We start from the raw sequence: 23,002 nt of genomic DNA on the forward strand, positions 1-23,002 counted from the left end.
GCGTAGGAACATCCGCCGGGAACACCCATCGCGCCTGTGGCATTCGGCGCTTGTCCCACCGCGATGCCTGTGCTCGCGAGCCGCGCCCGGCAGCGTCGCCCGATCGTTTCCCAGGCAACGCACCCAAAGAACTCCGCCGCGTCACTCCGGATCCGCACCAGGGCGGCGGACACCGAAACACCCCCTTCCCTTTCCCGCTTGGGAGCCGCACATGTCCACCGCACAAGCAGGCGCCAGACCCGGCGCCGTTCCACGCCCCCGTCCCACCGCTCTCCTGATCCTGCTGCTCGCCCTGGCGCTGGCCGCGGCGACGCTGGTGCTGCCCGCCGCGGGCAGGGCGGACGCCGTCTCCCGCGCCTCGCAAACGATGTACACCCCGCCGTCGGACGCGCCCGCCCCCGGCTCGCTCTACCCGCGCGCAGTGCGTCTGCAGCACAACGGCTCGGCCAACGGCACCATCCTCGCCACCTTCGAGCAGTGGACCAACGGCACGCCGGTCTTCCCGATCTACCGCAGCACCGACAACGGCAACTCCTGGACGAAGATCTCCGACGTCGCCGACACCCAGAACGGCTGGGGCATGCGCTGGGAGCCCGACCTGTTCGAACTGCCCACCGCGATGGGAGGTTTCCCGGCGGGGACCATCCTGGTCGCCGGTGACTCCGTCCCCAGCGACCGCTCGGCGACCAAGATCGACCTGTACGCCAGCACGGACCGCGGACTGACCTGGACCTTCGTCAGCAACATCGCCACCGGTGGCAAGGCGATCTCCAGCAACGGCTACACCCCCGTGTGGGAACCGGACTTCCTGTTCGCCAACGGCCGGCTCATCGTCTACTACTCCGACCAGCGTGACACCGCCTACGGGCAGAAGATCGACCATCAGGTCACCACGGACCTGCGGACCTGGGGCCCGGTCGTGGACGACGTGACGAAGCCGACCTACTCCGACCGGCCCGGCATGCCGGTGGTGACCCGGCTGCCCAACGGCAACTACGTGATGACCCACGAGTACTGCGGTGCGCCCGAGGGAGGCTGCTCCGTCTACTACAAGATCTCCGCCGACCCCGAGGCGTTCAATTCCGCCACCGACCAGGTGCTGCGGGCGACCGACGGCACCATCCCCAGCGGGGCGCCCTACGTCACCTGGCTGCCCACCGGCGGCCCCAACGGCACCCTCGTCGTCAGCGGCGACACCGTGCAGGACGTGTTCGTCAACACCCAATGAACCGCCCCGGGTTCGGTAGAGATCTCAGATTGTGGTGATGACCTGGGGTTTCGCGAGTTCGGTGTAGTAATTGGCTTCGTATTCGACGGGCGGGATGTGCCCTATCTCACCGTGAAGTCGGCGGTGGTTGTACCAGTCGATCCACTCGGCGGTGGCGAGCTCGACCTGGGAGAGCGTCTTCCAGGGCCGCTGGGGCTTGATCAGCTCGGTTTTGAACAGGCCGATCGTGGACTCCATCAGGGCGTTGTCGTACGCGTCACCGACGGATCCGATGCTCGCCGCGATGCCGGCGGCGTCCAGGTGCTTGGCGAGGCGGTAGCTCGTGTACTGCGACCCGGCGTCCGAATGATGTATCAACTCGCCCGGCTGGATGGGGCGTTGGTCGCGGTCGCGCTGCCAGATGGCCATCTCCAGGGCGTCCAGCACGAACACCGTCTCCTTCACCGTGGCCGCGGACCAGCCCACGATCCGGCGCGAGAAGGTGTCCACGACGAACGCGACGTAGACGACGCCGGCGAAGGTCTTCACGTGCGTGAAGTCGGCTACCCAGCAGCGGTTCGGGGCGCTGGCGACGAAGTCGCGGTCGACAAGGTCGGGGGCCCGCTCAGCCTGCCCGCCGGGGATCGTGGTGATGACGCGTTTCCCGCGCACCGCTCCCTGGATACCGAGCTCGCGCATCAGGCGCTCGACGGTGCAGCGGGCCACCGCATGCCCCTGCCGGTTCAGCTCGCGCCAGATCTTCCGGGCTCCGTAGACACGGTAGTTGGACGTGTAGACCTCCTGGATCCTCTCCTTGAGCTCCTCGTCGCGCACGGAACGGGCAGAGGGAGTGTCGAGGCGTTTCCTGTGGGCGTAGTACGTGGAAGGGGCGATCTTGCAGTCGTGTGCGGTGAGCGTCCTGCAGATCGGCTCGACCCCGCCGAAGCGGTCCCGGTGCTCGTCGATGAACGCTACGAGCGCGTGTGTGGCCGGTCGAGCTCGGCCGCGAAGAAACTCGCCGCGGCCTTCAGGATCTCGTTCGCCCGCTTCAGCTCGGCGTTCTCCTTCTTCAATGCCTTGAGCTGGGCGGACTCCTCCGTCGTCGTCCCCGGACGCTGCCCCGCGTCGATCTCGTGCTGCTTCACCCAGTTCCGCAGCGTCTCGCGGGAGCCGATGTCGAGCTTGTCCGCGACCGCCTGCAGGGCGGCCGTCTCGTTCGGGTAGTCGTCGCGCACTTCGGCGACCATGCGCACCGCACGACGGCGCAGCTCAAGCGGGTAACGGGAGGGTCGTGCCATGACTCAATCCTTACATGGAATCGAGCCTCCACCCGACCCGGGGCGGTTCACAAGGCGGCGCCTCGAACGCCTGGACCCATATCCAGTCCAACGTCCCCCGCGGCTACAGCCGCGGCATGCTCCCCCTGGCCGACGGACACAGCCTGGAGGTCTTCAGCGGGGGCCGCAACCAAGGAAGCACCCTCAACCCCATCCAGTACAGCACGATCGATCTGGGCGGCGGGATCTCCGACGGCGCCACCTACACCGCCTCCAACGCGGGCAGCAACCTGCTGCTCACCATCCCGGGCGGCTCCACCACCAACGGCACCGCCGCCACCCAGCAGAACACCGACAACGCCACCGACCAGCAGTGGAAGTTCGTCCAACAGCCCTCCGGCTACTTCAAGATCTTCAACGTAGCCAGCGGCAAGGTCCTCGGCGTGCAGGGCCAGTCCACCGCCGACGGCGCCGCCGTCCTGCAGTGGGACGACAACGGCACCCTCGACCACGAATGGGCCGTCGCCCCCAGCCCTGCCGGCGGATACACCATCACCAACCGCATCAGCGGCAAACTCCTCGAAATCCCGAACTCCTCCACCACCGCCGGCACCGCCGCCGACCAGTCCGGCAGCAGCGGCTCCGCCTCCCAGCGCTGGAACCTCACCCAGACCGCCCTGCCCCCGCTGGGCACCGGACAGTACGTCCTCGTCAACAAGAACAGCGGCAAGTACATCGACATCCCCGCCGGCTCCACCACCGCCGGCACAGCCGCGCAGCAGTACCACAACTCCGCCTGCCCCTGCCAGCTGTTCACCTTCCAGTCCGCCGGCAACGGAACCTGGAACATCAAGAACGCCAACAGCAACCTCAACCTGGACATCAGCAACTCCTCCACCACCGCAGGCGCCGCAATAGTCCAGAACACACCCTCCACCGCCGGCTCCCAGAAGTGGACCCTCACCGACGCCGGCAACGGCTACTACAAACTCCAGAACGTGAACAGCGGCCTCGTCGCCGGCGTCGGCCAGTCCTCCACCGCCGACAGCGCACCTGTCATCCAGTGGAACAGCCTCACCGTCGACGACCAACTCTGGAAGATCGTCCGCATCAACTGACCCAACGAAAGGCAGGATGACCGGCATCCCGCCGGCCGGGCTCACCGACTTGGTCGGCGAGCCCGGCCATCCCTGCTTCATACCGCGTCCACTGCCCGCAGCCCTGTCACGACGACTCACCCTCCGCGCCCTCATGTGAAGGAATGCGGAACTCGAACAGGGGACGGCCCCTCGGCACGGCGGGCGGGTTCGCGAGCACGGTCCCGGTCCGCACCGCACCGACGCGGTGGTAGAAGTCCTCGGCGGGAACATGCGACACGACCTTGAGACGGTCGATCCCGACGGCGCGGGCCTCGGACTGCATGTGCGCGACGAGCATCCGCCCATACCCCGTCCCTGCATGTCGTCGGCGACGAACAGCAGGTCGAGCTCCGGTGGAGCAAGGACGAGCGAGTAGCCGGCACGTCGGCGAAGCCGTAGTCGGCGGCCTGCATCGCGCAGGCGGTCTCGACGCAGCCGCCGAAGCCGTTCCAGGGGGCGGGATCGTCGAGGGCGGCGGTGACCGCGTCGGCGTAGGCGGACATGCGGTCAATGAAGACGGGCGTCGAGCAGCTCGACCTTGGCGGGGAGCGGCGAAACATGGTGGCGATCCCCGCGCCCCTGCCTCGCGGGCCACGGACCCCGTGGAGGCATTGAGGCCGTCCCCTGCGAAGACCGTGCGTGCGGCGGCGGTGATCCGTTCCCGGTTGCGCTCGGCGTCACTGCGCGAAGTTTGGGCTGCAGGGGCGTCGGGATGCCGGGCACCAGGAGTCACACCGGCCAGTCCGACAATCGGATTGCCCTATCCAGTTTGAGTGGTACGGTTGGGCACAGCGAAACGGAAGGCCATATCCGGATCTCTAATCGGATAGACCTTTCCGAATGCCCCCACTCCCTGTCCGCCCTACGAAAAGGATCACTGTGACCAGCATCGCCATTGTCGGGGCCGGCCCGCAGCTGGGCCTGGCCATCGCTCGCACCTTCGGCTCCCAGGGCCTCGACGTCGCCCTGATCTCCCGCAACCGCGAGAATCTCGACGGTCTCGTCAGCACGCTCACCGCCGAGGGCATCACCTCCGCCGCCTTCCCCGCAGACGTCCTCGACCGCGACGCGCTCACCCAGGCACTCAAGGACGCCGCCACCCAGTTCGGCGGCATCGACGTTCTGGAGTACTCCCCGGTCGCGGGCCTCACCACTGCCATGGTCAGCCCCTCCGAAGCCGAACCGGCCCACGTTCAGCACGAGATCGAGTTCCAGCTCTACGGCGCCATCGCCGCCACCAAGGCCGTGCTGCCGGCAATGCGCGAGGCCGGCTCGGGCACCCTCCTCTACACCACCGGCGCCGGCTCCGTCGACCCCGTCCCCCAGGTCGGCAACATCAACGCCGCCGCCGCAGCCCTCCGCAACTGGGCCATCAACCTCCACAAGGAACTCGACGGCACCGGCATCCAGTCCGCCCACATCGGCATCGACGTCTCGATCGGCACCCCGGCCATCCCCGGCTTCCCGACGGCCCAGCCCGAGGAGATCTCCCCCGTCTACTGGGACCTGCACACCACCAAACGCGACCAGGCCGAACTCGTCTTCAGCCTCTAGAGGAGCCGGCCCCGCTGCTTCGTCGAAGCCGTAGCGCCGCCGCGGTCGACCACTGCGGCGGCGCGCTACGGAACGTTCAGACGCCGAGACGTCGGAACAAGGCCGCCGCCACCCTCGGCCCGTCCCGCCGAGGAGACTTCCTGACCTGCGCATACGACCCCGAGATCACGCCCTGGCTCGTCGAGATGCTCCCGAACGGGCCGTTCGCGGATTTCCGTGAACTGCGCGCCATGGGCGAGGCAGCCGTCCGCAACGGACTGCCGTCCTACGAGCCGGACATCGCGATCAGCTCTCGCGACGTCACCGTCCCCGGGCCCGAGGGCGCACCTGACGTGATGGTCCGCGGCTACACGCCCGCCGAGCGCGACGGCCTGCTGCCCGGCCTGCTGTACATCCACAGTGGCGGGTTCATCATGGGCGGTGTCGCGCAGTTCGACGCCCAGGCCACCCGCATCGCCGCGGAGGTCGGCACGGTCGTGGTCACCGTCACATGCCGCCTCGCCCCGGAGGACCCCTTCCCCGCCGGGCTGGAGGACTGCCACGCGGCCCTGACGCGGACCGCCAAGTCGGCGAGCGAACTGGGCATCGACCCCGTCCGGCTCGGCGTCGCCGGGGAGAGCGCGGGAGGCGCCCTCGCCGCCGCGGTGGCCCTCCTCGCCCGCGATCGCGGCGGGCCCGCACTCTGCTTCCAGCACCTGGGGTCGCCGAACTCGGCGACCGTCTCCAGACGCCGTCGATGTGGGACTACGACGACGTCCCGCTGTGGAACATCCGTGCCGGCGAGGTGGGTTGGGACCACTACCTCGGCGAGGGCCGTAGGGGCAGCACCGACGTCTCCCCCTACGCCGCACCCGCCCGCGCCCAGGACTTGTCCGGGCTGCCGCCCGCGTTCGTCACCGCCTGCCAGTACGACGCGTTCCGCGCCGGGGACGTCGACTACGCCCAGCGCCTCGCCCACGCCGACGTCCCGACCGAACTCGCCCTGTACCCCGGCGTCCTGCGGCCTCGGTGTACGCGGCGGCTGACGCGTACGGCCGGCTCCTTCGAGCTCGACGACCTGCAACCCCGACGCCGTCACGGCAAGGTGTCGAGGGGGTGTGTCAGTACCGGCCCCGCCAGGAACAGGCGGCCGTTCCGCTGACCGTTACGGGGACGGTGAGCACGGCGCCGGAGGCCGCGGTCGGGTCGGGCACCCCGTGACGGGCCGTGGTGACGTAGAGGCGGTTGTCGGTGGGGTGGAGGCACACCGACGTGGGGTGCGGGGCGGGGACACTCAGGGTGTGCAGCAGGTGACCGTCGGGGTGGTACCGGCGTATCGCGGCGGCGCCCCACATCGCGACCCACAGGCAGCCCTCCTCGTCGACGGTCATTCCGTCGGGGCTGCCTTCGTCGCCGCCCAGACGGACGAAGCTCTCCGGGCCGCCGGACAGGTCGCCCGAGACGGGATCGACACCGCAGCGAAGGATGGTGCCGGCGGCCGAGTCGGCGAGGTACATGGTCGTGCCGTCGGCGCTGAAGGCGGGCCCGTTGGCGATCGTCAGCCCGTCGAGGACGCGTACGACCGTGCCGTCGGGGCCGGTCCGGTAGAGCGAGCCCGCGCCTGGGGTGCCGTCGTAGGCCATGCTGCCCGCCCAGAAGCGGCCGGCCGGGTCGGCGACGCCGTCGTTCATCCGGCTGGGGACGGGGGTGCGGTCCTCGGGGCGGTCCAGCCACTCCAGCGCGCCGTCCGGGGTGAGCAACGCGATGCCGGTGCCCGCGGCGGCGATCCACACGTCCGGCTCGTCGCGCACCGGGGCGACTGCGCCCAGCGGAACGTCGAGCCGGGTCAGTCGGCGCGGGGCCGCAGTACCGGTGCCGTCGCGCAGTTCGTAGAGCCGGCCGGCGAGGATGTCGACGTACACATACCTCCCGTCGGTCCAGCGGCCGCCCTCGGCGAGTTCGTACCCGCCGTCCACGACGACCGTGACGGGGGCTGTCGTGAAGGTCATGAGTCACCTCGTTTCGGTCAGCGGACGGTCGTGCCGTCGGGTTCGTCGAACAGTCCGAGTTCGTCACGCGTGGGGAATCCTTCCCAGTCGCCCCGGGTGGCGACGGCGAAGGCCGCGGTGGTGACGGCCCGGTCCAGACGGGCCCGGACGTCCGCGCCGTCGAGGAGTCCGGACAGGTATCCGGCCACGAAGGCGTCGCCCGCGCCGACCAGGTCGACGGCGTCGACCCGCCGTGCGGCGCGGTCGGCTGTTCCGTCGGCGGTGACGACCGTCGCGCCGTGTGCGCCGCGTTTGACGATCACCTCTTGGACGCCTGCGTCCAACAGGCTCTTCACAGCTTCCGTTTCACCTGCTTCGGGCTGTTCCAGCACAAGCGGCAACTCGTCCTCGGAGGCGACGAGCAGGTCGGTGTGGACGAGCAGCGGCCGCAGGGCGGCGCGGGCGCGATCGGCCGTCCACAGCCTGGAGCGGTAGTTGATGTCGAGGCAGACGGTGATGCCGGCGTCGCGGGCGGTCGTCGCGGCGGCCAGGACGGTCTCGGCCGCCGACGGACCGAGAGCCGGGGTGATGCCGCTCAGGTGCAGGACGCGGGATCCGGAGGCCAGCGCGGGCAGCACGTCGGCCGCTGTGACGGCCGAGCCCGCCGAACCGGCGCGGTAGTAGCTGACGCGGGTCAGTGTGCCCAGGCGGGGCTCTGTCAGCAGCAGTCCCGTGGGGCGGCCGCTGTCGTCGGTGACCGCGTAGTCGAGGTCGACGCCCTCGGCGCGCAGGGTGCGCAGGACCAGGGCACCGAGTTCGTCCGCGCCGACCCGACCCGCCCAGCGCACCTGGTGCCCGAGCCTGGCGAGGCCGATGGCGACGTTGGACTCGGCTCCCGCCACGGAGAGGCCGAGGCTGCCACCCATCCGCAGGGCGCCGTGGGCACGCAGCGCCGCCATCGTCTCGCCGAAGGTCACCACCTCGGGTGGCCCCTTGCGGTCCGCGCTCACGGCGTGCCTCCGGCGGCCACCGTGCGGAACTCGGCTGCTCGGACGCGCAGTTGGTCCAGGTCGCCGCCGTCGGCCGCGTCGCCGACGAGCGGTGAGCCGATGCCGACGGCGAGGGCGCCATGGGCCAGGTAGTCGCGGGCGGCCTGCGCGTCCACTCCCCCGACGGGCACGAAGGGCACCTCGGGGAACGGGTCGCGCAGGGCCCGCAGATAGCCCGGGCCGCCGAGCGAGCCGGGGAAGAGTTTGACCGCGTCGGCGCCGCGTGCGAGGGCCGCTTCGATCTCGCTCGGTGTCAGGGCGCCCATCAGCACGGGTACGCCGTACTGCGCCAGATCGTCGACCAGTGCCGGGGTGACGAGGTACGACGCCCCGGCGTCGACCGCGCGGGCCGCGTCCGCCGCGGAACGCACCGTGCCGGCGCCGAGGAAAGCGTCGGGGCCCAGCTCGGCGCGGGCCTGCCTGATCACGTCCAGGGCGTCGGCGGTGGTGAGCGATATCTCGACGGCGGCGATGCCCTCTTCCACGAGGGTGCGCACGGTACGCAGGGCGGCGACGGGGTCCTTGCCCCGGACGATCGCCAGCAGGCGGTGGTGTCGGAGGGTTTCCACCAGGTTCATGAAAGCGGGCTCTCCTTGCGGGTTCGGTTCAGGGGACGGCGGCTGCGCGGCCATCACCATTCGGTGAACGCGCCGTCGGAGCCGCGCCAGACGGGGTTGCGCCAGCGGTGCCCGGTCTCGGCGGCCCGGCGAACGGCCCTCTCGTCGATCTCGACGCCGAGTCCGGGCCGGGGGCTCGCGACGGCGTGTCCGTCCTGGAACCGGAAGGGTTCGGGGTCCATCACGTACTCCAGCAGGTCGCACTGCTGGTTGTAGTGGATGCCCATGCTCTGTTCCTGGATGAGGAAGTTCGGCACGGAGAAGGCGATCTGGAGACTCGCCGCCAGGGCGATCGGGCCGAGGGGGCAGTGCGGGGCCAGGGCGACGTCGTACGTCTCGGCCATGGCGGCGATGCGGCGGACCTCGGAGATGCCGCCGGCGTGCGAGAGGTCGGGCTGCGCGACGGCGATGCCGCTGGCCATGACCTCGCGGAAGTCCCAGCGTGAGTAGAGGCGTTCGCCGGTGGCGAGCGGGATGCTCGTGGACTCCACCAGGCTGCGCAGGTTGGCCGAGTGTTCCGGCCGGACGGGTTCCTCGACGAACAGCGGGTGCAGCGGCTCCAGTTGGGGCAGCAGTCGGCGGGACATCGCGGTGGAGGCCCGGCCGTGGAAGTCGACGGCGATGTCCCGCTCGTCGCCCAGCACCTCGCGGACGGCCGCGACGCGTTCGACGACCTCGGCGGTGCGGGCCGGGGTGTCGATCGGGGCGAGTTCGGCGGAGGCGTTCATCTTGACGGCGGTGAAGCCCGCCTTCATCTGTTCCTCGGCGAGTTCGGCCACGTCGCTGGGGCGGTCGCCGCCGATCCAGGCGTACATGCGGACGCGGTCGCGCACCGGGCCGCCGAGGAGGCGGTGGACGGGGACGCCGTAGGTCTTGCCGGCGATGTCCCACAGGGCCTGGTCGATGCCGGCGACGGCGCTGGAGAGGATGGGGCCGCCCCGGTAGAAGCCGCCCTTGGTGAGCACCTGCCAGTGGTCCTCGATGCGCAGCGGATCGCGGCCCACAAGGTGGTCGGCCAGTTCGTGGACGGCGGCACGCACGGTTTCGGCGCGGCCCTCGATCACGGGCTCGCCCCAGCCGGTGATTCCCTCGTCGGTGGCGACGCGCAGGAACAGCCAGCGCGGAGCCACCAGGGACGTCTCAAGTGCGGTTATCTTCAAGGCACTTCCTTCGGAAGCGGGTCGGTGCCGGCTGCGTCCTGGTTCCCGCGTACGGCCGCGAGGTCGTCGGAGGCCTGCGCCAGGAGGGATTCGACGGCGGCCACGGCGGCGTCCGGATCGCCCGCCTCGACCGCGTCCAGCAGTTCCTGGTGCACGGGGATGGAGTCGGAGAAGTGCCGCGCGCCGTGCACGATCCGGTCGCGCACCCGCAGACCGGCCTCGATGACGACCTCCATACGGCTGAGCAGTTCGTTGTGCGCGGCGTCCAGCAGAGCGCGATGGAAAGCCAGGTCCGCCTCGACCATCGCCTCCGCGTCCTTGTCCGCCGCCGCCATCGCCTCCAGCGCCTGACGCAGCGCGTCCAGGTCGGCGGGGGTGCGGCGGGCGGCGGCGAGCCTGGCTCCGGCCGGTTCCACGATCGCGCGGACCTCGGCGAGGTCCCCGAGGAAGCCGTCGGTGGGCGCGCTGCTGCCCTGCCAGCGCAGCAGGTCACTGTCGAGCAGGTTCCAGTCGGCGCGGGGCCGGATGGTCGTACCGCGTTTCTGTTTCGACTCCAGCAGGCCCTTGGAGGCGAGCACGCGCAGCGCCTCGCGCACCACGGTCTTGCTCACGCCGAGCTCCGCTTCGAAGTTGGCCGGGTCCACGACGGAGCCCGGGGAGTAGTCGCCGCGGATGATGCGTCGGCCCAGCTCCTCCACCGCCTGGCCGTGCAGCCCCCTACCGGGATGGGTCACCACGTTCTCCGTTTCCGTCTCGGTCCTGTTCGCGGAGGCCTCGTAGGGCTTACCGCACGGTGCGCGGCGCTCACGAGGACTCCTTCATGACGCTCCATCCTCCGTCGACCACGAGGCTGGCTCCGGTCACATAGGCGGCGTCCGCCGATGCCAGGAAGGCGACGGCGGCTGCCACCTCCTCCGGCTGTCCGAACCGCTTGGCCGCCGTGGCCGCCACACTGCGCTCCCGGTCGGGCTCCGGGATCCCGTCCCAGGCGGCGGTCAGAATGGGTCCGGGCAGCACGGTGTTGACCCGGATGTCGGGACCGTACTCGACGGCCAACTGCCGCCCCAGCGAACACAGCGCGCCCTTCGCGGCGGCGTAGGCCGCATGGCCCGGCAGGCCGATGACCGCGTGCACCGAGGAGGTCAGGACGACGGAGCCCTTCGCCTCGCACAGCATGGCCGCGAACGTCTTCATCGCGCGCCAGGCGGGCTTGAGCAGCACCGCCATCTGACCGTCCCACTCGGCCTCGCTCAGTTCGTGGGCGGGCTTGTTGAGCTGGGCGAAGGCGTTGCTGTGCAGCACGTCCAGCCGGCCGTGGTGCTCGTCGACGTGACGGGCCAGGTTCTCCCAGTCGGCGGCCGAGGTCACGTCGCAGTGTACGAACTCCGCGTGTCCGCCGCTGTCCACGATGCCTGCGGCGACGGCCTTGCCGGCCGCGTCGTCCACGTCCGTGACCACGACCACCGCTCCTTCGGCCGCGAGTCTGTGGGCCGTGGCCGCGCCGATCCCGTGCGCCGCCCCGGTGATCACCGCCACGCGCCCCGTCATCCTGCGGCATTCCGTCATCACGTGTGTCTCCCCTCGCTTCTGCCTACGCGCCCACCATAGCTGTTTCAATTAATTATGAATATATCTTGACGGCATGGCGATGCCACTCCGAAACTGACCGGCACGCACCAAACAGCTTCAGCACGAAGCCAGGAAGGACCTTCTCCCATGAGCCGCACCACACCCCGCCACAGAAGTCGGGGCGCACTCGCAGTGACCCTTGCCGCCGCATCCCTGCTCATCTCCGCCTGCGGGGGCTCGACCGGTTCGCAGGACAAGGCACAGGCACCTGCCAAGCCCGGCCAGAAGGTCGACCTGCGCTTCTGGTCGTGGGTTCCCGGTGTCGACAAGGCCGTCGACAAGTGGAACGCCACCCACCCGGACATCCACGTCAAACTGGAGAAGATCCCCTCGGGCAGCAGCGGCGGTTACGCGAAGATGCGCGCCGCGCTCAAGAGCGGCAACGCGCCCGACCTGGCGCAGGTGGAGTACCAGGAGATCCCCTCGTTCCTGCTGGAGAACGGCCTGGTGAACCTGTCCCAGTACGGCGCGGACAAGGACAAGTCGAAGTTCGTGGACTGGCAGTGGCAGCAGGGAGTCTTCGACTCGAAGGTCTACGCGATCCCCCAGGCGTCCGGTCCGATGGGCCTGTTCTACCGCTCCGACCTGTTCAAGAAGTGGGGCATCGCGCCGCCCGCCACCTGGGACGAGTTCGCCCAGGCGGCGCAGAAGATCCACGACGCCGATCCGAAGGCGTACATCAGCACCTTCCCGGCCGGCAACTCCGCCTGGTTCACCGCCCTCGCATGGCAGGCCGGCGCCAAGTGGTTCGGCGTGAACGGCGACACCTGGTCGGTGAACATCGCCTCCCCGCAGACCCTCAAGGTCGCCGCCTTCTGGGACAAGCTGCGCAGCAAGGGAGTGATCAAGACCGAACCCGACTTCGCCAACGGCTGGTACAAGGACCTGCAGACCGGTGCCATCACCTCGTGGGTCAGTGCCCAGTGGGGCGACGCCATCATCAGCGGAAACGCTCCTCAGACCACCGGCAAGTGGGCGGTGGCGCCCATGCCGCAGTGGACGAAGGGCGCGAACGCGTCCGCGAACTGGGGAGGTTCCTCCACGGCTGTCCTCAAGGGCGCCAAGCACATCCCCGAGGCCCTGAAGTTCGCCGAATGGCTCAACACCGACCCCACGAGCGTCGACCTGCTGCTGCAGGGCGGATACGGCTGGCCCGCGGCGGCCGACGGGTACAAGGGCTCCTCGCTGGACAAGCCGTCACCGTTCTTCGGCGGCCAGAAGTACAACGAGGTCTTCGCGAAGTCGGACAAGAGCATCGACAACTCGTGGAAGTGGATACCGACGATCGACGCCGCCTACCAGCACCTCAACGACGGCTTCCAGGCCGCTGTGGCGGGCAAGGGCACGTTCGTCTCGGCGGTCCAGCAGGCGCAGAAGCAGACCGTCGAGGACCTGAAGAGGAAGGGCTTGAAGGTTTCCACCGGCCAGTGACCACCTCCGGACGGCGCGAGACGGCCGCCGCCGTTCTCCCCTCCGGACTCCAGAAAGTACCCCGATGCTCACCCGCACCCGAGCGCCCCGCCGCCGCAGAAACCTGGCGCCCTTCGCCTTCGTCGCGCCGTTCCTCCTGCTGTTCCTCCTGACCTTCGCCGTCCCCATCGGCTACGCCGTCTACCAGAGCGTCATGGACGACGAGCACACCGGAGCCCTGGGGCTCGGCGGCACCCGTACCGTCTTCGTAGCGCTGCGCAACTACTCCGACGCGTTGTCCGATTCCGCCTTCCTGCACAGCATCGGTCGCGTACTGCTGTTCGCGGTCGTCCAGGTGCCGGTGATGGTCGTGCTGTCCGCCGGGCTCGCGCTGCTGCTGGACACCGCCTCGGCCAGAGGCGTGCGGTTCTTCCGCGCCGCCTTCTTCCTGCCCTACGGCGTCCCGGGGGTCATCGCGTCCATCCTGTGGGGCTTCTTGTACGTCCCGGGAGTCAGCCCTCTCGTGGACGGCATGCGGCACCTGGGGGTGTCGGTGGACCTGCTGGGCGGAAACACCGTTCTGTGGTCCATCGCGAACATCGTCACCTGGGAGTTCGCCGGCTACAACGTCCTGGTTCTCGTCGCCCAGTTGCGCACCATCCCCGCGGAGCTGTACGAGGCCGCCCGCATCGACGGCGCCAGTGCGTGGATGACGGTCCGGCATGTCAAGCTGCCGCTGCTGCGGCCGGCGCTCATCCTCACCACGGTCTTCACCATCATCGGCACGCTGCAACTGTTCGCGGAACCACTGGTGCTCAAGCCCGTCTCGTCGAGCATCGACAGCGCCTACACCCCCAACCTCAGCGCCTACAACGAGGCGTTCACCAACGACAACTACCACCTCGCCGCTGCCGAGGCAGTGCTGCTCGCGCTCGCCGCGTTCGTGCTCTCCTTCGGTTTCCTGCGGCTGATCAACAAGAGAGGTGGGGACGCGTGAGTCTCCAGACACCGGCCCGCACCGTCCCGCCGAGGGGTGAGACGCCGGCCTCCGACGACGGCACGACGCAGCGCGGCGGCATCACCGGGGTCACCACACGCAGTCGTATCCTGGTCACCGGCCTGCTCGTGGCAGCCGCAGGGTACTTCCTGCTCCCGGTGTACTGGCTGGTCGTGGCGTCCACGAAGTCCACCGGCGGCCTCTTCGGCAGCTTCGGGTTGTGGTTCTCCCATCCCCAGTTCCTGCGCAACATGCACCAGGTGGTCACCTACGACCATGCGATCTACCTGCGCTGGGCCGCCAACAGCCTGCTGTACGCGGGCGTCGGCGCAGGCGTCGCGACGCTGCTGGCCGCGATGTCCGGCTACGCGCTGGCCAAGTTCTCCTTCGCCGGCCGCGACACGATCTTCAACATCGTGCTGGGCGGCGTCCTCATCCCCGCCACGGCGCTGGCGCTGCCCATGTACCTGCTGTTCAGCAAGGCCGGCCTGGCCAACACCTACTGGGCCGTACTCCTGCCGAGCTTCGTCAGTCCCTTCGGCGTGTACCTGTGCCGGATCTACGCCGCGGCATCCATACCGGACGAGCTGTTGGAGGCGGCCCGCATCGACGGCGCGGGAGAGGTCCGCATCTTCACGGTCGTTGCCCTGCGCATCATGACCCCCGCCCTGGTGACGATCTTCCTTTTCCAGTTCGTCGGCATCTGGAACAACTACTTCCTGCCGCTGGTCATGCTGTCCGACTCCAAGCTGTACCCCATCACCCTCGGTCTGACGTCGTGGCAGTCCTTCGCCGACCGCCAACCGCAGCTCTACCAGATGACCGTCGGAGGCGCCTTCGTCTCCGTCGTCCCGCTGATGATCGCCATGGTCGCCCTGCAGCGCTTCTGGCGCAGCGGTCTGACCGAGGGCAGCGTAAAGGGGTGACCCGGTTGCAGCCCGGAGAAGCAAGATGCCGGGGCACTGGTCGTCGCCGAACAGTTCCTCGGCCAGTTCGCGCGGCCGCCACGTCGCGACGCGTCTCGCGCCGGAGGCCATGCGAGCACTGACCGACGACGTCTGCCGTACGGCGAACGCCGGCCCCGTTCTTCCTGATCTTCCGGAACACGTGCAGGCGACCGTGCGCGAGGGCGACGGCGGACGGTTCGTCTTTCTGCTGAACCACGGTCAGGCAGAGGTGGAGATCAGGCTCGCCGAGCCGATGACGGACGCCCTGGCTCAGGACGGGGGCCCCGCCGACCGTGTCACGCTGCCGGGAGCAGGAGTGGCCGTCCTGGTCGAGGCGCGGACACCGAACGAGCCCCAGAGAAAATAAACGGTGTGGGCTGAGCGCCCGCAGCAGAAGGGGGAGGGACGGATCGCCCTCCCCCTTCTGCCGTACCGAGTCAGGTCACCTGCCCCTGGGGTTCACCGCCTCGCGGAACGCCTCGTAGACGAGCTTGGGCCGTTCCTCGGCGAAGGTGAGCAGGCCCATCACGGAGATGCCGTTGTAGGCCTGGTTGTAGCCGGCCCGCTGCTTGTAGTCCTTGAGGACCCAGTAGGTGAACCCGGCGACGAACTCACTGCGCGCGCTCACCTGCGCCCAGTGCGCGGTGAAGCTCGCCGCCTGCCACTCCTCCGTGCCCTGCGTGGTGGCGGGGCCGTGGGTGCCGGCCACGGACCAGGTACCGTTCTCGGTGATCAGGATCGGCTTGTCGGGGTACTTCGCGTGCACCGCGTCCAGGGTGGGGCCGAGGTCGGCGTCCTTGCCGTAGAAGTAGCCGAAGTACTCGTTGAACCCGATCACGTCCGCGAGGTCGAAGGCGGGGTCGTTGCTGGTGTTGGACGCCCAGGTCACCGGGCGGGCGGTGAGGTCGACCGCCTTCACGGCCGCCTTGAGGTCGGCGAGCCAGGCCCGGTAGACCGGGGCGCCGCCGGCGTCGATCTCCGACTCGTTCTGCAGGCCCCACAGGATGACCGAGGGGTGGTTGTGCTGGTTCCACGCCATGGTCAGCGCCAGGGCGCGGGCGAGGCCGTAGCGCTCGGTCTGGAGTTTCTCCTGGGCGGTGTTGAGCCACATCGTGTCGATGTCGTCCATCACCAGCACGCCGTGCGCGTCGGCCCAGTCGTAGACGTAAGGGTGGCGGTTGTAGACGCAGTTGCGGACGAAGTTGGCGCCCAGGGCCGTGACATGGCCCAGTTCCCGGTCGTACTCGGCCGGCGTCATCGCCCTGCCGTGCGCGGCCGTCTCCTCGTGCCAGTTGAGGCCCTTGAGGAAGAGAGGCTTGCCGTTCAGCCTCAACTGCGCGCCGTTGATGGTCAGTTCGCGCACGCCGTAGACCGTGGACAGGGTATCCACCCGCGGGCCCCCGGACCTGCCGGCGGTCAGCGTGGCGCGGGCGGTGAGCGTGTGCGGGGAGGCCGGGCTCCATCGCGGGGCATCGGGTATGCGGACCACGACCCGCACGACGCCCGCCGATCGGGCCGCGATCCTGACCGCGACCCCCGTGGGGCTGCCGCCGCTCCCCCGGCCGGGCTCCAGGATGAGCCGGCCGTCGAAGTCGGAGTCACCGTGGTTCTCGACGACCGCACGCGCCTCCAGCAGCCCGTCCGCGGCGGTCACGAGCAGTTTGGTGACGGTGACCTGCGGGACCGCCTCGATCCAGGCGGACCGGGTCAGTCCCGCGTAGGGCCAGTAGTCGACGGGCTTGTACGGCAGTTCGTGGTCGTCGGTGACCGGCTGCGCGGCCGGGGCCGTGTAGTCGGTGTAGCTCGCCCGCCGGAAGACCCGCACGGCGATGGTTTGGCGTCTTCCCGGCCGCAGCGCCCCCGCGACCGGGAGCGCGAAGGGCGAGTTGGCGCCTTCGTGCTTGCCGAGGTGGGTGCCGTCGAGCCAGACCTCGGCGCTGTACCCGGCGGCGAGGAAGGCGATGCGCACGTGCCGGGCACGCCAGGAGGCGGGTACGTCGACCGTGGTGCGGTACCAGGCGTACCCGTCGGCGAACGCCGTTCCCGTGCCGAACGTGGCCGTCTCCGAGCCGAAACCGGGGGTGTTCAGCAGATCCCAGGCGGCCGGGACGTCGATGTGGTCCCATGCCCGGTCGTCGTGGTGGGGGGACTGCCAGCCCTCGTCGAGACCCTGGTCGGCGGGGTCGAAGCGGAAGCGCCACCGCTTGTCCAGGGACAGGTAGTCGCGGGTGGGCTCCTGGGTGCGCCAACCGTCGAAGGCGGGAAGCACGGTGCCGTACTGGAAGACGACGTTGGTGCCGCCGACTTCGCGCACATGAGTGCCGGAGGGCTCGGTGGCCGGGTGCGGGTCGAGCACCGGGCTGCTCCCGGCGACGGCCGTGCCGTCCGCCGCTCGCGCCGTCTCGGGCCAGGCCGGCAGAGCGACGACGACGGCGGCGCCCAGTGCCGTGACGACGGCACGCCGGGAGGGACGGAGGGATTCGGTCATGTCAGGCGGCTCCTCATGTGCGTGTGTGTTCGCCCCACAGCCTGGACAACCTGGTCATCCCCGGTCAAGGATTATTCATAAATAATGAATTGAGCTAGGGTGATGCCGCCGAGCCGCCGACGGCCCCCCAAGCACACGAACGACGGGTGACCTCATGACCGCACAGCAGCAAGCCACCCCGCGCGAGACCACGGGTCGACTCGCCATCACACTCTGGGACTTCAGCTGGTACACGCAGGCAGGACCAGGTGAACCCTTCGCCGATCTCGACCGCGCCTTCGCCGAGACGGTGGACCGGGGCTTCAACACGGTGCGGATCTGCGCCATGCCCTTCCTGCTGTTCTCCGGACGCGTCCAGGACGCCGAAGCCATCCAGGTCCGCGGCCTGGGCGAGCAGTTCGGCCAGCGCACCCGCTGGTACGACGTGCGCGGCGGCTATCCGCTGGACGGCCGCCGGCGCCTCGTCGAGCTGTTCGAGGCGGCCGCCCGCCACGACTGCAAGGTGATCGTGTCCTCCTGGGAGTACCAGCAGTCCCCGAGCTTCGCAGACACCGACACCTGGCACCGCGCCCTGGCGGAGGTGCCCGGCCCGGACCGCGCCGAGGCGGTGGCCGAAGCGCTCGCCGACCTGCTGGACTTCCTCACCGAGCGCGGCCTGGCCGGCCCCGTCGCCTACGTCGAGGTCCACAACGAGGTCGACAACTGCGACCTGGTACCGGCCGACGGCACCCCCGGCCACTACGCCCGGCTGCGCGGACCCCTGGAACGCGCGGTGAAGCTGCTGCAGGCGCGCCACCCCGCCGTCCCCGTGACCTACTCGCTGGGCGAGCCCTGGCCCGACGAACTCGACGAACTGCCCGAGCAGGCGCAGATCGCGCACTTCCACTTCTACGTCTACGGCGTGCTCGGCGCGCTGTACGAGGCGGTGGGCCTCGGCCACGGCACCGAGGCGGCGCCCGAGACGGCCACCTGGCCCACCCCGGAACTGGCCGCCATGCTGCGCCCCGACGCGCCCGCCTTCGCCGACTACCAGCCGGACGAGCCCTGGCGGCTGGCGGCCACGGGGATTCCGCGCGAACTGTTCTACGCGCACGACTGGGTCGACCCCGACCGCTGGGACCTGTGGCTCTACGAGAACTATCCGGCGCACCGGCAGGCCATGCGGGAGACGCTGGCCTCCTGGGTCGACTCCGTCGCCGATTTCGCCCGCCGCCGGGGCGTCCCCGCCGTCCTCGGCGAAGGTGTCGTCGGCTACACCCCCCTGCTGACACGCTTCGAGGAGGACGCCGTCGGCAAGGACATCGCGGAGTTCGTCGTCGACCACTGCCTGGCCGCGGGGTTCCACGGCACCGTCCTTACCTCCAACGCGGCCCCGCACCACCCCATGTGGCACACCGACCGGGACTGGATGCGGCGGGTCAACTCCCGGATCACCGCGGGCTGAACGCAACTCGCGCGTACCACCAGGCGCCCCTGCCGCTCGCGGCAGGGGCGCTTGGCGAACCGGTGTGCGGCCGACGAGGCCGGCTCACCGGATCGCCCTTTCCGTTTTTTGGTGGTAGCGTGGCCAGCGAATCGGAGCGGCCTATCCGGATCAAGAAACGGATAGACGGTTCCGTTTGGTTGCGGTCGTGCATCCCCCGACCGCCCCCTCCACGCCTCTGCGAAAGGATCCCCATGACCAGCATGTCGTTCGCCGACGCGGCACGCATATGTCTCACTGCCAAGTACGCCACGTTCTCCGGTCGCGCCCGGCGCGCGGAGTACTGGTGGTTCTCAGTGGTGTACATGATCGCCGCCGTCGTGGTCGCCGGGATCTGCCTCGCGGCCGGGAGCGTGCTGCCCGGCATCCTCCTCCTGCTGTTCATCGTGCCCATGCTGAGCGTCTCCGTGCGCCGACTGCACGACACCGGCAGGTCGGGCTGGAGGATGCTCATCGCCCTGATTCCCGTGGCCGGGCCGATCCTCTACCTCGTGGGCATGACGGTGGACAGCGTCCCGGCCACCAACGAGTACGGCCCCTCCCCCAAGGCCGTCGGCCAGCCCGTCGGCTGAGCCGGCGAAACACCGCGGCGGCGCGGTCTCAGCGCGCCACGTCGAAGAGGTCGGCGTGGTCGCGGACCCATTCATCTTCACGGCCCGCCAAGGAGTCACATGCCCACCGCCGACGCAACGGCCCCCACGGGCCTCAGGGAGGCCCACCGCGCCTGCCTGGACGCCGAGATCGAAGGTGACACCACAACTCTCGAAGGCTTGCTCGCGGAGGACTTCACCCTCACCCACGTGACCGGATATGTGCAGCCGAAGGCCGAGTGGCTGGCGCAGATGCGTCAGGGGCGGTTCGTCTACCACTCCATCGAGGAGAAGGACACCGCGTTCGACGTCGATGACGACGGCACGGCCCGCCTGACGGCCCGGACCCTGGCCGATGCCACCGTGTACGGCACTCGCGCGGACTGGCGTCTGGGCCTGGCCACCGTCTACGCCTGTCATGACGATGCGTGGGTCGCAACGGACCGTCGCCGCCACCTGGTAATCCGAGCCGCCGGCCTTGTGGGTGCCTGACCTGGTCTTCCCCTGGACCGAACTGGAGCAGGGTCACGGATTCACGGCCGGCTGACCGTGAGGAGTGACTTGATCGCGCGGCGCTCGTCCATGGCGGCGTAGGCGTCGGCGACGTGGTCGAGGTTGGTGGAGTAGTTGAAGACGAGTCCGGGGTTGATCGTCCCGTCGAGGACGTGCTGCAGCAGCTCGGGGATGTAGTGGCGGGCGGGGGCGACGCCTCCCTTGATGCCGACGTTCTTCCAGAAGAGGGTCTTGTAGTCGAAGTCCTCGTAGAGCGGGACGCCGACGGCGCCGATCATGCCGCCGGCGCGGACGATGCCGGCGGCTGTCCCGATGGACTGGTCGGTGCCGACGCATTCGAGCGCGGCGTCGACGCCGGCGCCGTCGGTGATGTCGAGGACGGCCGTGACGGCGTCGTCGCCGCGATCGGCGACGACGTCGGTGGCGCCGAACTCCTTCGCGAGAGCCTGCCGGTCGGCATGGCGGCTGAGCGCGATGATCCGGCCCGCGCCGAGGAGCTTGGCGGCCAGCACGGCGGAGAGGCCGACTGCGCCGTCACCGACGACGGCGACGGTGTCGCCCTGCTTCACGCCCGCGCTCACGGCGGCGTGGTAGCCGGTGCACATGACGTCGGAGAGTGCGGTGAAGGAGGCGAGCTGAGCGTCGGTGAACCCGTCGGCCGGCGCGGGGACCTTTACGAGGGTCGTGTCGGCGTAAGGTGCGCGGACCTTCTCTCCCTGGCCGCCGTCACTGTCGCCGTCGCCGAAGGCTCCTCCGTGCTCGCAGTTGGACTCGAAGCCGGCCCGGCAGGCGGGGCAGGTGCCGTCGTTGTAGGTGAAGGGGGCGATGACGAAGTCGCCGACCGTCAGGTTTCGCACGTCGTCGCCCACCGCCTCGACGACGCCGACGTACTCGTGGCCGATGCTGCCCACCTTGTGGGAGTTGATGCCGCGGTAGTACCAGAGGTCGGAGCCGCATACGCAGCCCCGCACGACGCGGACGACGGCGTCGGTCGCCTCCTGGATGGTGGGGTCGGGGCGCTCTCCGAGCTCGATGTGCTTCTCGCCCCGGAAGATGGCTGCCTTCATGACGGTCTCCTCAGATGTCAGATATCGGGTGTCAGGGGGATGTGGGCGTGACGTCGCAGGTCGGCGCGGACACGCTCGGGTTCTGTCTCCGGCCGTGGTCCGGGCCGGTCGCGGGCGCCGTCCAGGTCGCCTGGCCGGTCGGGTTCGGTTGCGAGGAACGCCCCCGGGAAGTCGGTGAGGGCCGGTCCGTCGGCCGAGAAGACCTCCACGGTCCGGCCCGTCGCCGACTCGGTCAGCAGGGCCTGGACGATCGTCTCGGCGACGTGCTCGCGGCGGACGGGCCCGTACTCGGTCAGGTCGCCCTGGCGCAGGTCCACGCGCTGGTGGGAGCCGCTGCCGCCGCCGAACCAGCCGGGCCGGACGATTGTGTACGGCAGGCCGCTGACCCGCAGGAGGCGCTCACCGCGTCGCTTCCACTCCAGCAGCTCCCGCGACTGCCCGCCGGTCGCCGTGACCCCGATTGAGCTCATCAGCACCACGGGCACGCGATGTCTGTCCAGTGCGTCGAGCACCGCGGGCACGGCGCCGTAGTCGACCGCGGCGTAGTCGCCGGACCCGTAGGGCGCACCATGGGTCATCACGACCGCGTCGACGCCGGCGACGGCGGCGCGCACGGCCGTCGGATCGGCCAGCTCGCCTGCCGCCACCTCGACGCCGCTGGGCAGCGAGCGCCGGGCGCGGGCGGGGTCGCGGGTGAGCACGCGCGGCAGGTGCCCCAGCTCCAGCAGGTGGGCGGCGACGAGGCGTCCGATGCTGCCCGTCCCCCCGATGATCAGGACGCGGTTCATGCTCGGACCGGCTGGCTGCGTCATGCCGTCAGCCTCGCGAAGGTCGAGCCGTCGATCACGAACCGGTAGCGGACGTCGGAGGCGTTGATCCGCTCGTAGGCCGTGTTGATGTCCTGCGCGCCGATCAGCTCGATGTCGGCGGTGACCTTGTGCTCGGCGGCGAAGTCGAGCATCTCCTGGGTCTCGGCGATACCACCGAACAGGGAACCGGCGTAGGTGCGCCCGTTCTGCAGCAGGGGGAAGACGTCCAGCGGCATCGGCTGCGTGGTCACGCCGACGCTGATCATGGTGCCGTGCAGACGCAGAAGGCCGAGGTAGTCCGCCAGATCGATGGGCGCGCTGACGGTGTTGAGGATGATGTCGAAGGTGTTGGCCAGCTCGGTGAAGGCGGATCCATCGCCGGTCACGGCGTAGTGGTCGGCGCCCAGCCCGGTGGCGGCGTCCCGCTTGCGCTCCGACTGCGACAGGACGGTGACCTCGGCGCCCATGGCCTTGGCCATCTTCACGCCAAGGTGACCCAGGCCGCCGAGGCCGACGACCGCGACCTTGGTGCCGGGGCCGGTACCGAACCGCTTGAGCGGGGCGTAGACGGTGATGCCCGCGCACAGCAGTGGCGCAGCCGCGGCGGGGTCGGGACCGTCGGGGACACGGACGACGAAGTCCTCGGGGGCGACGATCGCCTCGGAGTAGCCGCCCTGGGTATGGGCGCCGGGCTCGGCGGGATCGGGGCTGCCGAAGACGAGGGTGTGACCGCTCAGGCAGTACTGTTCCTGCCCGGCCCGGCAGTTGTCGCACTCGCGGCAGGAGTTGACCATGCAGCCGATGCCGACCAGGTCGCCGACCTGGTGACGGGTGACTTCGACACCGGTTTCGGTGACGCGGCCGACGATCTCGTGGCCGGGGACGAGCGGGCTGACCGGGAGCGGGCCGAAGGAGCCGTCGACGAAGTTCATGTCGGAGTGGCAGATCCCGCAGTACAGGATGTCGATCTTGACGTCGTGGGGGCCGACGTCGCGGCGCTGAATGGTGACCGGGGCGAGTGGCTGACCGGCCTCGTGGGCGCCGAAGGCGTTGACGGTGGTGGGCACGGTGGTTCCTTTGCGAGTGGTACGGGGGTGAA

The 23,002-nt window shown here is 69.8% G+C and carries 22 protein-coding genes and 2 pseudogenes; 12 read left to right on the forward strand and 12 right to left on the reverse strand.

The window, feature by feature from the left end; all coding sequences use genetic code 11:
• The first annotated feature begins 211 nt into the window (after window positions 1-211).
• On the forward strand, window positions 212-1,228 hold the full coding sequence (locus OHB00_RS06775) for a sialidase family protein (protein ID WP_406432259.1): 1,017 nt from the start codon (window positions 212-214) through the stop codon (window positions 1,226-1,228).
• A gap of 24 nt (window positions 1,229-1,252) precedes the next feature.
• Here the strand turns inward: OHB00_RS06775 and OHB00_RS06780 are convergent.
• A protein-coding gene (locus OHB00_RS06780; protein WP_406430441.1) for an IS3 family transposase occupies window positions 1,253-2,505 on the reverse strand; the annotation gives its coding sequence in 2 pieces (ribosomal slippage) (window positions 1,253-2,223 and window positions 2,223-2,505; 1,254 coding nt in all).
• Window positions 2,506-2,519: 14 nt separating this feature from the next.
• Between OHB00_RS06780 and OHB00_RS06785 the strand changes: the two genes are divergently transcribed.
• Window positions 2,520-3,602 carry an RICIN domain-containing protein gene (locus OHB00_RS06785; protein ID WP_406432261.1) on the forward strand — a complete coding sequence of 361 codons (1,083 nt, stop codon included), beginning with the start codon at window positions 2,520-2,522 and terminating at the stop codon, window positions 3,600-3,602.
• Between the two features lie 106 nt (window positions 3,603-3,708).
• Here OHB00_RS06785 and OHB00_RS06790 read toward each other — a convergent pair.
• A pseudogene (locus OHB00_RS06790) lies at window positions 3,709-3,998 on the reverse strand (GNAT family N-acetyltransferase); the annotation flags it as partial.
• 504 nt (window positions 3,999-4,502) lie between these two features.
• Here OHB00_RS06790 and OHB00_RS06795 point away from each other — a divergent pair.
• The 3 genes and pseudogenes from OHB00_RS06795 (at window position 4,503) to OHB00_RS06805 (ending at window position 6,318) form a co-directional block, all read left to right on the forward strand.
• Window positions 4,503-5,177 carry an SDR family NAD(P)-dependent oxidoreductase gene (locus tag OHB00_RS06795; RefSeq protein WP_406432263.1) on the forward strand — a complete coding sequence of 225 codons (675 nt, stop codon included), beginning with the start codon at window positions 4,503-4,505 and terminating at the stop codon, window positions 5,175-5,177.
• Between the two features lie 335 nt (window positions 5,178-5,512).
• Window positions 5,513-5,847: pseudogene (locus OHB00_RS06800) on the forward strand (alpha/beta hydrolase); the annotation flags it as partial.
• 66 nt (window positions 5,848-5,913) lie between these two features.
• Window positions 5,914-6,318: an alpha/beta hydrolase fold domain-containing protein gene (locus OHB00_RS06805; RefSeq protein WP_406432265.1), complete on the forward strand. Its 405-nt coding sequence runs from the start codon at window positions 5,914-5,916 to the stop codon at window positions 6,316-6,318.
• On the opposite strand, the gene OHB00_RS06810 is transcribed toward OHB00_RS06805, so the two are convergent.
• The 6 genes from OHB00_RS06810 to OHB00_RS06835 form a co-directional block, all read right to left on the reverse strand.
• The gene (locus OHB00_RS06810) at window positions 6,278-7,165 is read right to left on the reverse strand and encodes an SMP-30/gluconolactonase/LRE family protein (RefSeq protein ID WP_406432267.1); all 888 of its coding nucleotides are present in this window, start codon (window positions 7,163-7,165) and stop codon (window positions 6,278-6,280) included. The two genes, OHB00_RS06805 and OHB00_RS06810, sit on opposite strands and share 41 nt — an antisense overlap.
• Window positions 7,166-7,182: 17 nt before the next feature.
• Window positions 7,183-8,103: a sugar kinase gene (locus OHB00_RS06815; RefSeq protein ID WP_406445634.1), complete on the reverse strand. Its 921-nt coding sequence runs from the start codon at window positions 8,101-8,103 to the stop codon at window positions 7,183-7,185.
• 47 nt (window positions 8,104-8,150) lie between these two features.
• Window positions 8,151-8,771: a bifunctional 4-hydroxy-2-oxoglutarate aldolase/2-dehydro-3-deoxy-phosphogluconate aldolase gene (locus OHB00_RS06820; RefSeq protein ID WP_406432268.1), complete on the reverse strand. Its 621-nt coding sequence runs from the start codon at window positions 8,769-8,771 to the stop codon at window positions 8,151-8,153.
• A 53-nt stretch (window positions 8,772-8,824) separates the two neighbouring features.
• Window positions 8,825-9,970: a galactonate dehydratase gene (dgoD, locus tag OHB00_RS06825; protein WP_406432270.1), complete on the reverse strand. Its 1,146-nt coding sequence runs from the start codon at window positions 9,968-9,970 to the stop codon at window positions 8,825-8,827.
• Window positions 9,967-10,707: a FadR/GntR family transcriptional regulator gene (locus tag OHB00_RS06830; protein WP_406432272.1), complete on the reverse strand. Its 741-nt coding sequence runs from the start codon at window positions 10,705-10,707 to the stop codon at window positions 9,967-9,969. Before OHB00_RS06830 ends, dgoD begins: the two co-directional genes overlap by 4 nt.
• 67 nt (window positions 10,708-10,774) lie before the next feature.
• Window positions 10,775-11,518 (reverse strand): SDR family NAD(P)-dependent oxidoreductase, encoded by a 744-nt coding sequence (locus OHB00_RS06835; protein ID WP_406432274.1) that lies wholly within the window; start codon window positions 11,516-11,518, stop codon window positions 10,775-10,777.
• Between the two features lie 168 nt (window positions 11,519-11,686).
• Between OHB00_RS06835 and OHB00_RS06840 the strand changes: the two genes are divergently transcribed.
• The 4 genes from OHB00_RS06840 to OHB00_RS06855 all read left to right on the forward strand — a co-directional run bounded on the left by OHB00_RS06840 (window position 11,687) and on the right by OHB00_RS06855 (window position 15,320).
• Complete coding sequence (locus OHB00_RS06840; RefSeq protein WP_406432276.1) at window positions 11,687-13,030, forward strand: ABC transporter substrate-binding protein; 1,344 nt, start codon at window positions 11,687-11,689, stop codon at window positions 13,028-13,030.
• Window positions 13,031-13,094: 64 nt separating this feature from the next.
• Entirely contained in the window at window positions 13,095-14,006 is a 912-nt protein-coding gene (locus OHB00_RS06845; RefSeq protein WP_406432278.1) for a carbohydrate ABC transporter permease, read from the forward strand.
• Window positions 14,003-14,932 carry a carbohydrate ABC transporter permease gene (locus OHB00_RS06850; protein ID WP_406432280.1) on the forward strand — a complete coding sequence of 310 codons (930 nt, stop codon included), beginning with the start codon at window positions 14,003-14,005 and terminating at the stop codon, window positions 14,930-14,932. The genes OHB00_RS06845 and OHB00_RS06850 overlap by 4 nt, the downstream gene beginning before the upstream one ends.
• Window positions 14,933-15,041: 109 nt before the next feature.
• Window positions 15,042-15,320 (forward strand): Beta-galactosidase C-terminal domain, encoded by a 279-nt coding sequence (locus OHB00_RS06855; RefSeq protein WP_406432282.1) that lies wholly within the window; start codon window positions 15,042-15,044, stop codon window positions 15,318-15,320.
• Between the two features lie 75 nt (window positions 15,321-15,395).
• On the opposite strand, the gene OHB00_RS06860 is transcribed toward OHB00_RS06855, so the two are convergent.
• On the reverse strand, window positions 15,396-17,441 hold the full coding sequence (locus tag OHB00_RS06860; RefSeq protein WP_406432284.1) for a glycoside hydrolase family 2 protein: 2,046 nt from the start codon (window positions 17,439-17,441) through the stop codon (window positions 15,396-15,398).
• Between the two features lie 154 nt (window positions 17,442-17,595).
• Here OHB00_RS06860 and OHB00_RS06865 point away from each other — a divergent pair, with 154 nt between their 5' ends.
• From OHB00_RS06865 to OHB00_RS06875, 3 genes are all read left to right on the forward strand, one after another.
• Window positions 17,596-18,885: a cellulase-like family protein gene (locus OHB00_RS06865; protein WP_406432286.1), complete on the forward strand. Its 1,290-nt coding sequence runs from the start codon at window positions 17,596-17,598 to the stop codon at window positions 18,883-18,885.
• Between the two features lie 233 nt (window positions 18,886-19,118).
• A complete protein-coding gene (locus OHB00_RS06870; RefSeq protein ID WP_406432288.1) occupies window positions 19,119-19,496 on the forward strand; it encodes a DUF805 domain-containing protein in 378 nt (125 codons plus the stop codon).
• 99 nt (window positions 19,497-19,595) lie between these two features.
• A complete protein-coding gene (locus OHB00_RS06875) occupies window positions 19,596-20,006 on the forward strand; it encodes a nuclear transport factor 2 family protein (RefSeq protein ID WP_406432290.1) in 411 nt (136 codons plus the stop codon).
• Window positions 20,007-20,047: 41 nt separating this feature from the next.
• On the opposite strand, the gene OHB00_RS06880 is transcribed toward OHB00_RS06875, so the two are convergent.
• From OHB00_RS06880 to OHB00_RS06890, 3 genes are read right to left on the reverse strand one after another with little or no spacing between them, the layout of a single operon-like run.
• A complete protein-coding gene (locus OHB00_RS06880; protein ID WP_406432292.1) occupies window positions 20,048-21,094 on the reverse strand; it encodes a zinc-binding dehydrogenase in 1,047 nt (348 codons plus the stop codon).
• Between the two features lie 17 nt (window positions 21,095-21,111).
• Complete coding sequence (locus tag OHB00_RS06885) at window positions 21,112-21,906, reverse strand: NAD(P)H-binding protein (RefSeq protein ID WP_406432294.1); 795 nt, start codon at window positions 21,904-21,906, stop codon at window positions 21,112-21,114.
• Window positions 21,903-22,970 (reverse strand): NAD(P)-dependent alcohol dehydrogenase, encoded by a 1,068-nt coding sequence (locus OHB00_RS06890; protein ID WP_406432296.1) that lies wholly within the window; start codon window positions 22,968-22,970, stop codon window positions 21,903-21,905. Before OHB00_RS06890 ends, OHB00_RS06885 begins: the two co-directional genes overlap by 4 nt.
• Window positions 22,971-23,002: the final 32 nt, after the last annotated feature.

Origin of the sequence: Streptomyces sp. NBC_00631, from assembly GCF_045206895.1 — a bacterium.
GTDB lineage: Bacteria > Actinomycetota > Actinomycetes > Streptomycetales > Streptomycetaceae > Streptomyces.

Bases quoted from the DNA above. Each gene is read 5' to 3' on its own strand.
- OHB00_RS06775 (WP_406432259.1), top strand. From the start codon at position 212: ATGTCCACCGCACAAGCAGGCGCCAGACCCGGCGCCGTTCCACGCCCC.
- OHB00_RS06785 (WP_406432261.1), top strand. From the start codon at position 2,520: ATGGAATCGAGCCTCCACCCGACCCGGGGCGGTTCACAAGGCGGCGCC.
- OHB00_RS06805 (WP_406432265.1), top strand. From the start codon at position 5,914: ATGTGGGACTACGACGACGTCCCGCTGTGGAACATCCGTGCCGGCGAG.
- OHB00_RS06810 (WP_406432267.1), bottom strand. From the start codon at position 7,165: ATGACCTTCACGACAGCCCCCGTCACGGTCGTCGTGGACGGCGGGTAC.
- OHB00_RS06815 (WP_406445634.1), bottom strand. From the start codon at position 8,103: ATGGCGGCGCTGCGTGCCCACGGCGCCCTGCGGATGGGTGGCAGCCTC.
- OHB00_RS06820 (WP_406432268.1), bottom strand. From the start codon at position 8,771: ATGAACCTGGTGGAAACCCTCCGACACCACCGCCTGCTGGCGATCGTC.
- OHB00_RS06835 (WP_406432274.1), bottom strand. From the start codon at position 11,518: ATGACGGGGCGCGTGGCGGTGATCACCGGGGCGGCGCACGGGATCGGC.
- OHB00_RS06840 (WP_406432276.1), top strand. From the start codon at position 11,687: ATGAGCCGCACCACACCCCGCCACAGAAGTCGGGGCGCACTCGCAGTG.
- OHB00_RS06845 (WP_406432278.1), top strand. From the start codon at position 13,095: ATGCTCACCCGCACCCGAGCGCCCCGCCGCCGCAGAAACCTGGCGCCC.
- OHB00_RS06855 (WP_406432282.1), top strand. From the start codon at position 15,042: ATGCGAGCACTGACCGACGACGTCTGCCGTACGGCGAACGCCGGCCCC.
- OHB00_RS06860 (WP_406432284.1), bottom strand. From the start codon at position 17,441: ATGACCGAATCCCTCCGTCCCTCCCGGCGTGCCGTCGTCACGGCACTG.
- OHB00_RS06865 (WP_406432286.1), top strand. From the start codon at position 17,596: ATGACCGCACAGCAGCAAGCCACCCCGCGCGAGACCACGGGTCGACTC.
- OHB00_RS06870 (WP_406432288.1), top strand. From the start codon at position 19,119: ATGACCAGCATGTCGTTCGCCGACGCGGCACGCATATGTCTCACTGCC.
- OHB00_RS06875 (WP_406432290.1), top strand. From the start codon at position 19,596: ATGCCCACCGCCGACGCAACGGCCCCCACGGGCCTCAGGGAGGCCCAC.
- OHB00_RS06880 (WP_406432292.1), bottom strand. From the start codon at position 21,094: ATGAAGGCAGCCATCTTCCGGGGCGAGAAGCACATCGAGCTCGGAGAG.
- OHB00_RS06885 (WP_406432294.1), bottom strand. From the start codon at position 21,906: ATGACGCAGCCAGCCGGTCCGAGCATGAACCGCGTCCTGATCATCGGG.